Below are 14,339 nucleotides of genomic sequence, written 5' to 3' on the forward strand. Positions count from 1 at the left end.
GACAACCATGACAGAAAGCCAAAAAACAGCCAACCTGACTGTGAATGGCGAAAGCTACGAGCTGCCGGTCTTTTCGCCGACGGCGGGGCCGGATGTCATCGATATCCGCAGGCTTTATGGCACGGCGGGCGTGTTCACCTATGACCCGGGCTTTACCTCGACGGCCAGCTGCGACAGCACCATCACCTATATCGACGGTGAAAGGGGCGAGCTGCTGCACCGGGGCTATCCCATCGATCAGCTGGCCGAGAAATCGCACTTCCTCGAGGTGTGTTTCCTGCTGCTTTACGGGTATTTGCCGCAAGCGGATGAGCTGGAACAGTTCGAAACCACCATCACCCGCCACACCATGATCCATGAGCAGATGCACTATTTCTTCCGTGGGTTCCGCCGCGACGCGCATCCGATGGCCACCATGGTGGGTGTCGTGGGCGCGATGTCGGCCTTCTACCATGACTCGACGGATGTCGGGGACGAGCGCCAGCGCGAAATTGCGACCCATCGCTTGATCGCCAAGATGCCGACCATTGCGGCGATGGCCTACAAGTATTCGATCGGCCAGCCCTTCATGTATCCGCGCAACGATCTCGATTACGCGTCGAACTTCCTCTACATGTGCTTTGCCGTGCCGGCCGAGGAATACGAGGTCAACCCGATCCTCAGCCGTGCGATGGACCGCATCTTGACGCTGCATGCGGATCACGAACAGAACGCCTCGACCTCGACCGTGCGTCTGGCGTCCTCCTCGGGGGCCAACCCGTTCGCCTGCATCGCCGCCGGCATTGCCTGCCTTTGGGGCCCCGCCCATGGCGGCGCCAACCAGGCCTGCCTGGAAATGCTGGAAGAGATCGGGTCGGTCGATCGCATTCCCGAGTTCATCGAACGGGCCAAGGACAAGAACGATCCGTTCCGCCTGATGGGTTTCGGCCACCGCGTGTACAAGAATTTCGACCCGCGCGCGAAGGTGATGAAGCAGTCTGCGGATGAGGTGCTGGAGCTTCTGGGCATCGACAACAACCCCAAGCTGCAAGTCGCCAAAGCGCTGGAGAAGCAGGCGCTGGAAGACCCGTATTTCATCGAGAAGAAGCTGTTCCCGAACGTGGACTTCTACTCGGGCATCATTCTCGAAGCGATGGGTTTCCCGACCTCGATGTTCACCCCGATCTTCGCGCTGTCGCGCACAGTTGGCTGGGTCAGCCAGTGGAAAGAGATGATCGCCGATCCGCAGAACAAGATCGGCCGTCCGCGTCAGCTGTATCTGGGCGAGACCAGCCGCGATTATACGGATATCGAAGGCCGCTGACCTTCATCGTCTCACAAACCCTCCAGGCGATCCGCCCGGAGGGTTTTTCTTTGCCCGACGCCACAAATAACGCTTCGCGCTCTTATGTGCGTTCACGGATCAGGCGTGCCAACCCGAAACTCCTGATAGACATATCCGTTCCCGTAATCCCTCGTGTGGGTGCAGAACAGCTCCGGCGCGCATGTCTTGTCTTGAAACAGGCGCACACCGTCACCCAGCAGGATTGGCGCACGCTTCAGGCGGATCACGTCGATCAGCCCAAGGGACAGAAGCGCACTGGCAAACGCCCCACCCCCGCACAGATAGATTGGCCCGTCCGAGGTCTCATTCAGATCCGCGATGACTTGCTCCACCGGATCGCTCACAATGTCGATCTGAGCATCGGCTGGACATTCCAGGGATTTCGAAAACACGTATGTTTTCATGTGGGTATATGGATTCTGGCCAGGTTCCAGCCCGAACCGATAGCCGAATTCATAAGTCACCCGCCCCATGATGGCGGTCGCGTAGGTCGACAAGCGCTGCCGATAGTCATCGACGACCTGCCCGTCATGCGCAAAGCGTGAGATGTCCTCTGCGGGACCCGAGATGAAACCGTCCACCGAAACGGCGACGTCATAGGTGATGGGATGCATTTTGTGCTCCGAAATAAGAAACCGATTGGCCCATGAGGGCATGGTATGGCGGGTTCTTATTTGATCACTGTCAGAGCACTCCTGTTTGCGCGAATGGTACGCCCGGACACCCCGACACACAAGCGGCCGCGTATCGGCCAGACAAACCGCCCGCAGTCTGCCCGATAACCGGGTTCATAGCTGCAGGCTCAGTTGATCCCCTGCCTGCGGCGGAACCTGGAACAGGTCGGTGCGCAGCGGATCACCTTCCTCTGCCAGCCCCAGCCGCTTGATCGCAGCCTTGAACCGTTGCGCGACCATTTCGGCATAGCGCCCCTCGCCCCGCATCCTGTGCCCCCAGCGCGGGTCATAGTCCCGCCCGCCATGCATCTCGCGCAGCCGGGCCATGACTTTCTCTGCCCGCCCGGGTTCATGTTCGGCCAGCCAGCCCTGCCACAGCTGGGATACTTCGCGGGGCAGACGCAGCATGATCCAACTGGCGGTGTCAGCCCCGGCATCGCGCCCAGCCCGCAGCAGGTCCTCAAGCTCGTGATCCGTCAGCCCCGGAACCAGAGGTGACGTCATGACCCTTACCGGGACCCCTGCCCGGCTGAGCCGTTCGATCATCTGCAACCGCCGTTTGGGCGATGGCGCCCGCGGTTCCATCCGGCGTGAAAGCCCCGCATCCAGTGTCGTAAGCGAGATACCGACACGGGTCAGACCGCGCGCGGCCATGGGGCCCAGAATGTCCAGATCCCGCTCGATCAGGGCCCCTTTGGTGACGATGGCCACCGGATGGTTGAACTCGGCCAGTACCTCAAGACAGCCGCGGGTGATCGCACGCTGCTTCTCGATCGGTTGATAGGGATCGGTGTTTGTGCCAATGGCGATCACCGCCGTCTTGTAGCGCCGCGCGCTCAACTCCTTGCGCAGAATGTCGGCGGCATTCGGGCGCGCAACCAGCCGGGTTTCGAAATCCAGCCCCGGAGAAAGACCCAGATAGGCATGGGTGGGCCGCGCAAAACAGTAAACGCACCCATGCTCACACCCCCGATAAGGATTGATAGACCGATCAAACGGCAAATCCGGCGAACGATTGTAGGTGATCAGACTGCGCGCCAGTTCTTCTCTGATCTCGGTGCGGACAGGTGGCAGATCCTCGTCCACCTCCCAACCGTCATCGACGGCCACGGTCCCGAATTTCTCGAACCGGCCGGCCGGATTCGCGGCGGTTCCGCGCCCTCGGGTTTTTTGTCTGAGGCTCTCTGTGTTCGCTGATTGTTCCACATCGGCAATCTAGAACAATAGGAGAACATCCACAAGTTCCACAAATGCCCTACTTACGGCCTCAACTGATGCTCAGATTTTCCTTCTGTTAGCCTATGATGCATGAATTGCAGGAAGATGCTGCGGATTATTCATGGGCGTTTCGTCAAAATCCGGGCTATAGGTCGGTTGCAGAACCGCCTATGTCGCAATCAACGCAGTCGAACTGCGACGAAATGGCAAAAACGGAAAAAATGCCACTTGGGGGCGCTGCCCCACACAGCTCAGGGAATCGGCTCATGTCGGATGAAGAAGACATCGTCCTGTCGGAACTGAACGACGAGGAACTTGTCGAGCAGATGTTTGACGACCTCTACGACGGTCTCAAGGAAGAGATCGAGGAAGGGGTCAACATCCTGCTGGAGCGGGGCTGGGCCCCCTACGACATCCTTACCAAGGCGCTGGTGGGCGGCATGACTATCGTCGGCGCCGACTTCCGCGACGGCATCCTGTTCGTACCCGAGGTGCTGCTCGCCGCCAACGCGATGAAGGGTGGCATGGCCATCCTCAAGCCGCTGCTGGCCGAAACCGGCGCGCCGCGCGTGGGCAAGATGGTGATCGGCACCGTCAAGGGCGACATCCACGACATCGGCAAGAACCTGGTGTCGATGATGATGGAAGGCGCCGGTTTCGACGTGGTCGATCTGGGCATCAACAACCCGGTCGAAAACTATCTCGAAGCGCTGGAAAACGAACAGCCCGACATCCTGGGCATGTCGGCTCTGCTGACCACCACCATGCCTTACATGAAAGTCGTGATCGACACGATGGTCGAACAAGGCATACGCGACGACTACATCGTGCTTGTGGGCGGCGCACCGCTGAACGAAGAGTTCGGCAAGGCCATTGGCGCCGACGCCTATTGCCGCGATGCGGCCGTGGCCGTGGAAACCGCCAAGGATTTCGTCTCGCGCAAGCACAACCAACTGGCCGGATAACGGATTCGTCTCCAGACACTAAATGGCAGGCCGCCCCTAAACGGGCGGTCTTTTCCGTTGTGATTGCAGGTTCGGTGAAACCGGATTGCGGGTTTGCGGCTCAACTGATTCTGGTCGCTACCCAGTGTGGAACACTCGTGTCGGTTGCCTGATATCCTGTGTCGGATCGGGGCTTGCTTCGCTCCGGTTCGCGCTATCTTCTGGTATCGGCCTGCACAGGATAAAAACCCAAGGGACCGCTCGAATGACGCGCCACAACCTGCCAGATGATCACGTACTGACGACCGAGGGCGTCGCGGCGCAAAACGGCGCAGGACGCATCCTGCTGATCGCGTGCGGGGCATTGGCCAGAGAGATTCTGGACATCAAGACCCGCAATGGCTGGGACCATATCGCACTCACCTGCCTACCCGCGATACTGCATGTGCATCCCGAGCGGATCACCAGTGCTGTCGAAGAGGCGGTCGCAAAACACCGCGACGCCTACGATCGGATCTTTGTCGTCTACGCCGATTGTGGCACCGGCGGGCTGCTGCGGCAAGCGTGTGACCGGTTGGGTGTCGAGATGGTCGAAGGCCCGCATTGCTACTCATTTTTTGAAGGAAATGAGGCGTTTGCAGGGCGTGATGAAAGTGAAACCACCGCCTTCTACCTGACCGATTTTCTCGCGCGGCAATTCGATGCGTTCGTGTGGAAGCCACTGGGCCTCGACCGCCATCCGGAACTGCGGGACATGTATTTCGGAAACTACACCAAGCTTGTCTATCAGGCCCAGACCGACGATCCCGATCTCACCGCGCGCGCCAAAGACTGCGCCGACCGCATGGGCCTCGCCTTCGAACGCCGCTTCACCGGCTATGGTGACCTCGAGACGACAATGGCCGCCTGGGCCAAATAAACTTCTTCTGTTCAAAAATATCCGGGGAGCCGTCATCGGTTGCGCCATCGGTCCGAGTGACCGATGACGGCGGGGCTGGCCCCTCGCTTCCTCCGTTCAAGCATTCTCGGATGCGACCTCACGAATCCGTTCGATCATCGACCGCAACCCGTTGGATCGCTGCGCCGACAGGTGATCGTTGAGCCCCAGACGCGCCATTTCCGCCCGCGCGTCGACTTTGGGAACGTCTGAAACCGGCAGGTCGTTGTAAAGCGCCCGCAGCACCGCGATCAGACCGCGCACGATCATCGCATCACTGTCGCCGTCAAAGCGAAAGATGCCGCCCTGGATCATCGGATGCAGCCAGACCTGACTGGCGCAGCCATGCACCTTGGTTGCAGGTACCTTCAGCGCGTCGTCCAGCGGCGCCATTGCCTTGCCCTGGTCGATGACATGGCGATACCGGTCCTCCCAGTCCTCAAGGAACTCGAAATCCTCGACGATTTCTTCAAAGGCGGGGCTGGCCATGCGGCATTCCTTCGGCATTGGGTCTCTTACGTGGTGACCTAAGCCTCCCCTGCCCGGCTGTCCAGTCCCAGCCATGGCTTTTCAAGCCACGCAGGATGCGCTAACCCGTTGACAGGAAAAACCGAAGAATTGGCAGGCACCATGCAAAAACCTCTGACGCTTCTCCTGGTCGCGGCGCTGACCCTGTCCGCCTGCAACGCCTGGCGCAATTCCCGCGTGAACCCGTCGAACTGGTTCGGCAACAGCAGATCGGTGCCTGCCGACACTGCAACCGCCGGTGAGGTCAATCCGCTTCTGCCTGCCACCCGAGGCCGCGATGCGGCGCCGGTGGACCGCAGCATTCCGATCACCGCCATCACCGAACTGAAGGTCGAGCCGACGCCGACCGGCGCCATCATCTATGCCACTGGCGTTGCCAATCGCCAGGGCGCCTACGCTGCCCGGCTGCGCCCCGAACTGACCGAGGAAAACGCCGAGAACGGCGTGCTCGCCTTCAGCTTCCGCGTTCTCTACCCGCGCGATCCGACGCCTCAGGGGCCGGAGCAGACCCGCCGGATCACCGAGGCGATCAGCGTCACCAATCAGGATCTGGAAGGCATCCGCCTGATCCGGGTCACGGGACAGCAGAACGCTCGCGAAGCGCGCAGACGCTAAAAACCGCGATCAGAGCGGCACGACCTGCACCGCCTGCCCTTTGGCAGACAGGGCGATCTTGCCATCGCACAGGCGCAATGCGTCTTCGCCAAACACCTCATAGCGCCAGCCGGACAAGGCCGCCACGGACCGCTCCCCAGCAGCGATCTGATCCAGTTCGGAACTGGTGGCGATCAGCTTGGCCGCCACGCCTGCGCTTTCGGTCTTGGATTTCAGCAGCACCCGCAGAAGATCGGCCAGCGCCGGGTTCACCTGCAGCTTGTCACGGCTGTTGTCCAGACGTGGCATCCGGTCCGGCGGGCAATTCACCCCGCGCTTGACGGCAGCCAGAATGCCCTCGGCGATCACACCCTTGCGCGCCTCACGCAAGAGCAGCCGCGAACCGCCCAGATCGGCGGGCGTCTTGGGCTTGGTCGAGGCCATCTCGATCAGCGCGTCATCCTTGAACACCCGGTTGCGGGGGACGTTGTTTTCCTGCGCATAGGCCTCGCGAAACTGCGCCAGCTCGCGCACCACGGCCAGGAACTTGGCCGAACTGGTCCGGGTCTTGATCCGCCGCCATGCTTCCTCGGGGCGAATGTCATAAGTGGCCGGGTCGGTGAGGATCTGCAATTCCTCGGCCACCCAGTGCTGGCGACCGGATTTCGCAAGCTCAGCCGCGAGATGTTCGTATATCCGCCGCAGATGCGTGACATCGGCCAGCGCATAGGTCTTCTGTGCCTCGCTCAGCGGGCGCCGCGACCAGTCGGTAAAGCGTGAGGTCTTGTCGAGCCCCTGTTTGCAAATCTTGCGCACCAGGGTTTCATACCCGACCTGCTCACCAAAGCCGCACACCATCGCCGCAACCTGCGTGTCAAACAGCGGGATCGGGAATACGCCGGATTCAACCCAGAAGATTTCGAGATCCTGCCGGGCCGCGTGGAACACCTTGACCACGTTTTCGTTGCGGAAGAGATCCAGCATAGGTTCCAGCGACAGGCCCTCGGCCAGCGGATCGACCAGAACGGCGGTCTCATCCCCCTCACCGGGATAGGCCAGTTGGATCAGGCACAGGCGAGAGTAATAGGTTCTCTCACGCAAAAACTCGGTATCGACGGTGACGTAAGGATGGGCGGCGGCGGTCTGGCAGAATTCGGCCAGCTCCTGCGTGGTGGTCAAAGTTTTCATTCGCGATTTGATTTCTTGCTTTTATTCTTGGTGCGGCCCAATCGATCTGCCCCAATGGATCTACCGTCGTGCCGGGTTATGCTTGTGACCATAGGCCGAACCCGAGGCGGGTGTAAATCACCCGCTGCCGCCTTATGGCAACAAGACCGGCCGCCGATCACCGGCAGCAAAGCGGCCCAGAACCGCCGGATAGAGCTGATGTTCCCATTCCAGAACCCGCGCCGCCAGCGTTTCCGGCGTATCTCCGGACGCGACGGGAACCCGTGCCTGACCCAGAATTGGCCCGTCATCCAGCGCCGCCGTGACCTCGTGCACGGTGCAGCCATGCTCTGCGTCTCCGGCTTCAAGCGCGCGGGCATGGGTATTGAGCCCCTTGTATTTGGGCAGCAGCGAAGGGTGGATGTTCAGCATCCGCCCCTTAAACTGCGACACGAAACCCGCGGTCAGAACCCGCATGAACCCGGCAAGGCAGACGATATCCGCCTCCGCCGCAAGCAGAGGCTTGACCAGTTCCGCCTCAAATGCCGCCCGGTCGCCCGCAAAGGGGCGATGGTCCACCACAGCCGTCGCAATGCCCCGCGCGGCGGCCTTTTTCAGCCCACCCGCCTCGGCGTCGTTCGACATCACCAGACAGGGCCGCGCCGGATGATCTCCGATCATGCTGTCGACCAGCGAGACCATGTTGGACCCGCCACCCGAGATCAGAATGGCGACGCGCTGGTGGCTCACAGCAGCGCGCCCGTGTAGGCGACGCCTGCCTGTGCGGTGACCTCACCGATGCGGGCCACGCTCTCACCTTCGGCGGCCAGAAGGTCGGCCAAGGCGTCGGCCCGGTCCGCAGCGCAGACCACGATCATGCCAATGCCGCAGTTGAAGGTCTTGAGCATTTCGCCTTCGGCAATCCCACCCGTCTCGGCCATCCAGCCGAAGACCGGCGGCAGGGCCCATGCGTTCAGGTCAATCTCGGCTCCCAACCCCTCGGGCAGCACGCGCGGCAGGTTCTCTGTCAAACCACCACCAGTGATATGGGCCAGCGCGTGCACGCCGCCCGCCCGGATCGCCGCCAGCGCCGGTTTGACATAAAGCCGCGTGGGCGTCAGCAGCGCCTCCCCCAGCGCGCCGTCGCCAAAGGGGTTGGCCGCGTCCCAGCCCAGCCCGGAATGCTCGACCAGCTTGCGCACCAGCGAATAGCCGTTGGAATGCACCCCGTCCGAGGCCAACCCCAACAGCACGTCGCCTTCCTGCACACCCGCAGGCAGGGCCGTACCCCGCTCCATCGCGCCGACAGCAAAGCCCGCCAGATCGAAGTCACCCTCGGGGTACATGCCCGGCATCTCGGCGGTCTCGCCCCCAATCAGCGCGCAGCCCGAGCGCACGCAGCCCTCGGCAATGCCTTCGATGATCCGCGCGGCGGTCTCGGTCTCAAGCTTGCCGGTGGCGAAATAGTCGAGGAAGAACAGCGGCTCGGCCCCCTGACAGATCAAATCGTTGACACACATCGCCACCAGATCGATGCCCACACCGTCCACCACACCGGTGTCGATGGCGATCCGCAGCTTGGTGCCCACCCCGTCGGTGGCCCCCACAAGAATGGGATCGTTGTAACCGGCGGCCTTGAGGTCGAACAGCGCGCCGAACCCGCCCAGCCCGCTCATCACGCCCGAGCGGTCGGTCCGCTTGGCCGCAGGCTTGATCCGGTCGACCAGAGCGTTGCCCGCATCGATATCCACGCCCGCATCGGCATAGGTCATGCCGTTCTTGCCCGCTGTCATGGTTCATCCCTCATGGTTGCTTTCGCGCGGGTTAGTCGATTGTGCCCGCGCATGCAACGGTCAGGCTTGACGCGGGCGGTCACCGTGATACCCAAGGCGCTCAGGCGGGCCTGTAGCTCAATTGGTTAGAGCAGAGCGCTCATAACGCTTTGGTTGGGGGTTCGAGTCCCTCCGGGCCTACCATGATCCTTTTCTTTCAGTGAGTTATGGGCGGTTAGCCATGTCATTGTGGCGAACCACAAAAATTTCCCTTTGAAGTCGGGCACTTGACCTTCATGCCGCAGGTCATTCCAAACGAAAAACCCAATAACGAGCTTGCCGAAAGAGCTTATAATTTCCTCCAGCATTATCAGACTTCCCCGCCCAAATGTCTGTTCAAACATTCGGCAGTGACTACAGAAGTAGCGAAATGTACCTATCAACTATTGACCAAGTATCCTGAAGCAACTTCGCTCGGTCTTCATTGCTTTGATAAAGGACTTCTCCGTGTCGGACTCTAGTTGACGCCTCGCGAATTGAGTTAATGTCGACTTCGCCTTCGCCAAAACCGCATATGTCGCTAAGTTTTTGCCATTGAGATTTCTTATCAGCTTCAACAATCCCATGCATTGCCGCGCAGTGATGCCTCAATGCTTCAATTGCGCGAAAACAGTAGAATGCTGTGTCGTCCGTATGTCGCATCGCAGAGTTCAAATCGTTGAAGCATCTTACAATGTGAATACCTTTCTCCCCGACCTTCAAAGGGCGCAAGTTGTTCAGGTCTGAAATTACGTCTCGCTCCTTTCTAGGTTCATTAATACAAGGCATGTCGATGCCGAACACATAGTCAACGCCCTTCGAAGTGTTAACTACACGCGTAATCTCGATGTCGTATGCGTGCCCAATTAAGTAACCGACGGTCGCTATCTCCGATTGCACGGTGTTAAGTACTACATTGCGGAGGTCATGAACTTCCCAATCTGCTTCCGAGTATACCCGCACCATTATTTGGTTGTTAATAATCGAAACTTCGACCGCGCCATCGCAACCTGTAGCTGGATGAGAAAATCTGAGATTGAAAGAGACGCTTATCTGGGCGCGTTCGGGCAGGACTGTACCAATGAATTGGTATGGCTCCATGGTTATTCGAAACCCCTAGTTTTGTGTTTTCTTACGGGCAAGAAGGTTAGCCATCCTATCGAGATTTGTAAGCGCATTTGCCACGAGTTTAGCCAAACTATCTAGTTGATTTCACACACGTTGCACCCTCCCTCCGGGCCTACCAGCCTCACCGCCCGATCACGATATCCGCGCGCAAGCCGCCCAGCTTTTCGCTTTCACCCAGCCGCAACGCGCCGCCATGGGCGCGGGCGATATCGGCGACGATGGCCAGACCCAGCCCCACCCCTGTGCCTTGATTCTGGTTGCGCGCCGGGTCGAGACGAGAGAAGGGTTTCGCGGCCTCGGTGCGCTGTTCGGGCGGGATGCCGGGGCCGTCATCCTCCACCCGGATGCGCAGCGATTTCGGGGTCATCATCAGGCTGACCTCGGCCCGGTTGCCATAGCGCACCGCGTTACCGATCAGATTGCCGACGGCCCGGCGAATGGCGGTCGGGCGCAGCATGGCGCTGCCCTGGCCTTCGCACTCGGTCAGTTCGACGGCGCGCCCGGCGCGTTTTGCATCCTCGACGATCTGGCTCAGCAGCGCCGCAGGATCGACTGCCTCGGGTGTCCCTTCCGACGCGCCCCGCGAGAAATCGAGGAAAGCATCGAGCAGGCTTTGCATCTCGTCCACGTCCTTGAGCAGCGGCGCTGCCTCCTCCTCGGGCATCATCGCCAGCCCCAGCTTCAGCCGGGTGAGCGGTGTGCGCAGATCGTGGCTGACGCCCGAAAGCATCAGGGTGCGCTGCTCGATCTGCCGCTCGATTCGGGCGCGCATGTCCAGAAAGGCGTGCCCTGCCGTGCGCACCTCAACCGCCCCCCGGGGCGCATAGGGCACCACCCTGCCCCGGCCAAAGGCCTGCGCCGCCTCGGCCATCTTGGTGATCGGCCGCAATTGATTGCGCATGTAGAGGAACGAGATGGTGGTCATCAGCACCGCAAAGAACACCATGGTCACGATCAGCTGGTGCGGAGCGGCGGGCGACAGGCGGCGGCGGTCAAAGGACAGCTCCAGCAGGCCCAGACGAGTCTCCAGATAAACCAACGTCTGGCGGCTGCTGGGCAGGAGGACCGCCTGCGCATCCGGCAGCAGAAAGTGCATGTTGCGCTGCACGACCGCGCCCGTGAAATCGTACCACCGGCGCCGGTCGGCGCTGTATTCGGGATCAGGGGTCACAAAGCGTGCCTGCATCTGCAGGGCTTCCAGGGTCGGGCCTGCCTTGGTCAGTGCCTCTTGCTGATTGTCGGCCATTACCGCCTGATCCACGATCATGTCGATCTCACGCGACACGGTCAGGGTCATCTGCGCCGTGACGTCTTCGAGATGGCGCTGCAGGAAGGCAACTGCGACAACCAGCAGCACCACCACCATGGGCAGCGCCAGTATAAGCGCCGCACGGGCATAAAGGCTGCGCGGCATATAGGGTTTGAGCCACCGGAAGGACATGCGCTAAGCCTAGCGGGCCGCCAGAACGAGAGGAAGAGCCGATGATGCAGCCGCCAGACGATTTCAACCCGGCTATGGGTGTGCCGGTCGACCTGGCTCCGGGGCTGCGGCGGGTGCTCGCACCAAACCCCTCGCCCATGACCTATCGCGGCACCAACACCTACCTGCTGGGTACCCGCGATCTGGCGGTGGTCGATCCCGGCCCGCTGAGCGAGCCGCATTTGGAGGCGATTCTGGCCGCGCTTACCCCCGGTCAGCGCATCAGCCATATCGTCGTGACCCACACGCATCTGGATCATTCGCCCCTCGCCGCCCCGCTGGCCGCCCGCACCGGCGCCCCGGTTCTGGCCTTTGGCGGCCCCGAGGCCGGGCGCAGCGCGGTGATGCAGCAGTTGGCCGCCGGCGGACTGGCGGGCGGCGGCGAAGGCATCGACTCGGCGTTCCGCCCCGATATCGAGGTGGGTGACGGAGATCTGATCGAAGGCGATGGCTGGACGCTGGAGGTGATCCACACGCCCGGGCATCTGGGCAATCACATCGCGCTAGGGTGGGAGGGAGCCTGTTTCACCGCCGATCACGTGATGGGCTGGGCCAGCTCTCTCGTCTCGCCCCCCGATGGCGACCTGACCGACTTCATGGCCGCCTGCCACCGGTTGCACGCCCGAGACTGGCGGGTATTTCACCCCGGCCACGGCGCACCGGTGAATAACCCCGCCGGGCGCCTCGATTGGCTGATCGCGCACCGGCAAGGCCGCGAGGCCGCCATCCTGGAGGCGTTGACCGACACCCCCGCCACGGCGCGGCATTTGGCCGAGCGCGTCTACACCGACACGCCCGCCGCCCTGCTGCCCGCCGCCGAGCGCAACGTCTTTGCTCATCTGGTTGATCTGACAGGGAAATCCCGCGTGGAGCCGACTGGTGAGCTCTCCTACACAGCCAAATTCCGCAGGCTCGCCTGAGGCACAGAAAATCCGATTTCCCCTCTGGACGAGCCGAATCCGGATTGCTATACGGCGCGCACCGTTCCGGCGTAGCTCAGCGGTAGAGCAGTTGACTGTTAATCAATTGGTCGTAGGTTCGATCCCTACCGCCGGAGCCAATCCTCTCAAGCCCCAGAATTGAGCCACGCGCGCCTATATGCATTTGCATAGCTGCGTCCAGAATTCTCGATCCACAACTCAAAAAAACCGCCCTACCCTCTGGACGCCGAAAAACCGGGTTGCTATACGGCGCGAACCGTTCCGGCGTAGCTCAGCGGTAGAGCAGTTGACTGTTAATCAATTGGTCGTAGGTTCGATCCCTACCGCCGGAGCCAAAAGATACGAAAGGGGTTCGACCAGACCGGTCGGACCCCTTTTGCTTTGCCCGTTCACACAGCGGCGTGTTCCTGCCTGCGCCGCCCTACGCCTCAGCGAAAGCTGGCCCAAACCCGGATAATGCAAAGGTTTTTCGGACATTCCCCCTTTCGGCTGTCAGAATTTTTGCCATGTGGGACGCATCCATTCAAAAGGAGACCAGACATGTCCCGAGTGATTGTTATTGCCGTCATCATCGCCGCGATCGGCGCTGGTGCCTATTACGTTCTGAAGCAACCCCCGGCCACCACCGGCGAGCAGCTGGAAAGCGCTGCCGAGCAGGCAAGTGAAGCTGTAGAAACCGCGACCGAGGAAGTGGCCGAGGGTGCAAGCTCGGTGGCTGAACAGGCCGAAGACGCTGTCGAGGCAGTGACCGAACAGGCCACGGAAGCTGCGGAAACCGCGACTCAGGCCGTGACCGAGGCGGTTGAAGGCGCCACCGAAGAAGCAACCGAAGCCGCCGAAGCGCTGACCGAACAGGCAACCGAGGCGGCAGAATCCGCAACCCAGCAGGTGACCGAAACCGCCGAGGCTGCGACGGAAGGCGCCACCGAAGCGGTGGAATCCGCAACCGAGCAGGCCTCGGACGCGGCCAGTTCGCTGACTGAACAGGCAGGCGAGCAGATTGCCGCGCTTGGAAATCCGGGTGCCGCGCTGATGAAGGCCTGGGAAGACAGCGGTATCCTGACCGCCGACGGTTTCGACTACCAGACCATGGTCACGGCCGTGCAGTCCAGCCCGCTGGCCGAAGACATCAAGACACAGGCGGTCAAGCTTTTGACCGATATCCGGGATTCGCCTGACAGCTTTGCCGACAAGGTGCAGGAGCTCAGCAAACTGCTGACGCAATAAGCGCAACGGCCGGCTCGCCGGCCACCTAAAAAACCTGCGGCGGAGCGTTTGATCCGCCCCGCCGCACAGACGTTTTCCGTGACGTCATTGGAGACGCGAATTGACGGCGGGCTGGCTGCCATGTTTGCCTTGGATCACGTTGAACCGAACGGACTTGTCCCTTGATCCAGACCGATGCCCGACCGGGCGCCAGTACATTCCGACAAGACCCCGTTACAGCCGCCTCCCCGGACCTGATATGCATGTGCCAGAGTTTGGCGCCGACCCGGGTTGATCCGATTCGATCAATCAATCTCGTTGACATCGGCCAGGCCCGCAGCCCGGTTGAATTTGGTGCAACAGGCCCCCTACCCGTTTGTCCAGCCG

General features: G+C 61.2%; 13 protein-coding genes and 3 tRNA genes. 9 read left to right on the top strand and 7 right to left on the bottom strand.

The features are described 5' to 3' along the window. Positions 1–7: 7 nt before the first annotated feature. Positions 8–1,303, top strand: coding sequence for a citrate synthase (locus AB3N21_RS20015; RefSeq protein ID WP_367936867.1), 1,296 nt, complete (start codon positions 8–10; stop codon positions 1,301–1,303). A 92-nt stretch (positions 1,304–1,395) separates the two neighbouring features. Here AB3N21_RS20015 and AB3N21_RS20020 read toward each other — a convergent pair whose 3' ends face one another. Together AB3N21_RS20020 and AB3N21_RS20025 are read right to left on the bottom strand one after the other, a co-directional pair. After that, positions 1,396–1,938: a dihydrofolate reductase family protein gene (locus AB3N21_RS20020; RefSeq protein WP_367936868.1), complete on the bottom strand. Its 543-nt coding sequence runs from the start codon at positions 1,936–1,938 to the stop codon at positions 1,396–1,398. Between the two features lie 174 nt (positions 1,939–2,112). Further along, complete coding sequence (locus AB3N21_RS20025) at positions 2,113–3,204, bottom strand: PA0069 family radical SAM protein (protein ID WP_367936869.1); 1,092 nt, start codon at positions 3,202–3,204, stop codon at positions 2,113–2,115. 278 nt (positions 3,205–3,482) lie between these two features. Between AB3N21_RS20025 and AB3N21_RS20030 the strand changes: the two genes are divergently transcribed. Continuing rightward, entirely contained in the window at positions 3,483–4,181 is a 699-nt protein-coding gene (locus AB3N21_RS20030) for a B12-binding domain-containing protein (RefSeq protein WP_171176705.1), read from the top strand. Positions 4,182–4,425: 244 nt separating this feature from the next. Then, positions 4,426–5,079, top strand: a complete 654-nt coding sequence (locus AB3N21_RS20035) for a DUF1638 domain-containing protein (protein WP_367936870.1) — start codon at positions 4,426–4,428, stop codon at positions 5,077–5,079. 96 nt (positions 5,080–5,175) lie between these two features. On the opposite strand, the gene AB3N21_RS20040 is transcribed toward AB3N21_RS20035, so the two are convergent. Then, entirely contained in the window at positions 5,176–5,586 is a 411-nt protein-coding gene (locus AB3N21_RS20040) for a SufE family protein (protein ID WP_367936953.1), read from the bottom strand. Between the two features lie 141 nt (positions 5,587–5,727). Between AB3N21_RS20040 and AB3N21_RS20045 the strand changes: the two genes are divergently transcribed. Beyond that, positions 5,728–6,240: a hypothetical protein gene (locus tag AB3N21_RS20045; protein WP_367936871.1), complete on the top strand. Its 513-nt coding sequence runs from the start codon at positions 5,728–5,730 to the stop codon at positions 6,238–6,240. A gap of 9 nt (positions 6,241–6,249) precedes the next feature. On the opposite strand, the gene rnd is transcribed toward AB3N21_RS20045, so the two are convergent. From rnd to purM, 3 genes are all read right to left on the bottom strand, one after another. Then, on the bottom strand, positions 6,250–7,407 hold the full coding sequence (gene rnd / locus AB3N21_RS20050) for a ribonuclease D (RefSeq protein ID WP_367936872.1): 1,158 nt from the start codon (positions 7,405–7,407) through the stop codon (positions 6,250–6,252). A gap of 132 nt (positions 7,408–7,539) precedes the next feature. Further along, positions 7,540–8,136, bottom strand: coding sequence for a phosphoribosylglycinamide formyltransferase (gene purN / locus AB3N21_RS20055; RefSeq protein WP_367936873.1), 597 nt, complete (start codon positions 8,134–8,136; stop codon positions 7,540–7,542). After that, the gene (purM, locus tag AB3N21_RS20060) at positions 8,133–9,179 is read right to left on the bottom strand and encodes a phosphoribosylformylglycinamidine cyclo-ligase (protein WP_367936874.1); all 1,047 of its coding nucleotides are present in this window, start codon (positions 9,177–9,179) and stop codon (positions 8,133–8,135) included. The genes purN and purM overlap by 4 nt, the downstream gene beginning before the upstream one ends. Before the next feature lie 106 nt (positions 9,180–9,285). On the opposite strand from purM, the gene AB3N21_RS20065 reads away from it, so the two are divergent. Beyond that, positions 9,286–9,362: transfer RNA gene (locus AB3N21_RS20065), tRNA-Ile, on the top strand. Positions 9,363–10,446: 1,084 nt separating this feature from the next. On the opposite strand, the gene AB3N21_RS20070 is transcribed toward AB3N21_RS20065, so the two are convergent. Continuing rightward, a complete protein-coding gene (locus AB3N21_RS20070; RefSeq protein ID WP_367936875.1) occupies positions 10,447–11,766 on the bottom strand; it encodes an ATP-binding protein in 1,320 nt (439 codons plus the stop codon). A gap of 44 nt (positions 11,767–11,810) precedes the next feature. On the opposite strand from AB3N21_RS20070, the gene AB3N21_RS20075 reads away from it, so the two are divergent. The 4 genes from AB3N21_RS20075 to AB3N21_RS20090 all read left to right on the top strand — a co-directional run bounded on the left by AB3N21_RS20075 (position 11,811) and on the right by AB3N21_RS20090 (position 13,973). Beyond that, positions 11,811–12,725 carry an MBL fold metallo-hydrolase gene (locus AB3N21_RS20075; RefSeq protein ID WP_367936954.1) on the top strand — a complete coding sequence of 305 codons (915 nt, stop codon included), beginning with the start codon at positions 11,811–11,813 and terminating at the stop codon, positions 12,723–12,725. Between the two features lie 65 nt (positions 12,726–12,790). Then, positions 12,791–12,865, top strand: a tRNA-Asn gene (locus tag AB3N21_RS20080). A gap of 141 nt (positions 12,866–13,006) precedes the next feature. Next, positions 13,007–13,081, top strand: a tRNA-Asn gene (locus AB3N21_RS20085). 205 nt (positions 13,082–13,286) lie between these two features. Then, positions 13,287–13,973 (top strand): hypothetical protein, encoded by a 687-nt coding sequence (locus tag AB3N21_RS20090; RefSeq protein WP_367936876.1) that lies wholly within the window; start codon positions 13,287–13,289, stop codon positions 13,971–13,973. The last annotated feature ends 366 nt before the right edge of the window (positions 13,974–14,339 follow it).

The organism is Ruegeria sp. (assembly GCF_040830605.1).
Taxonomy (GTDB): domain Bacteria; phylum Pseudomonadota; class Alphaproteobacteria; order Rhodobacterales; family Rhodobacteraceae; genus Ruegeria.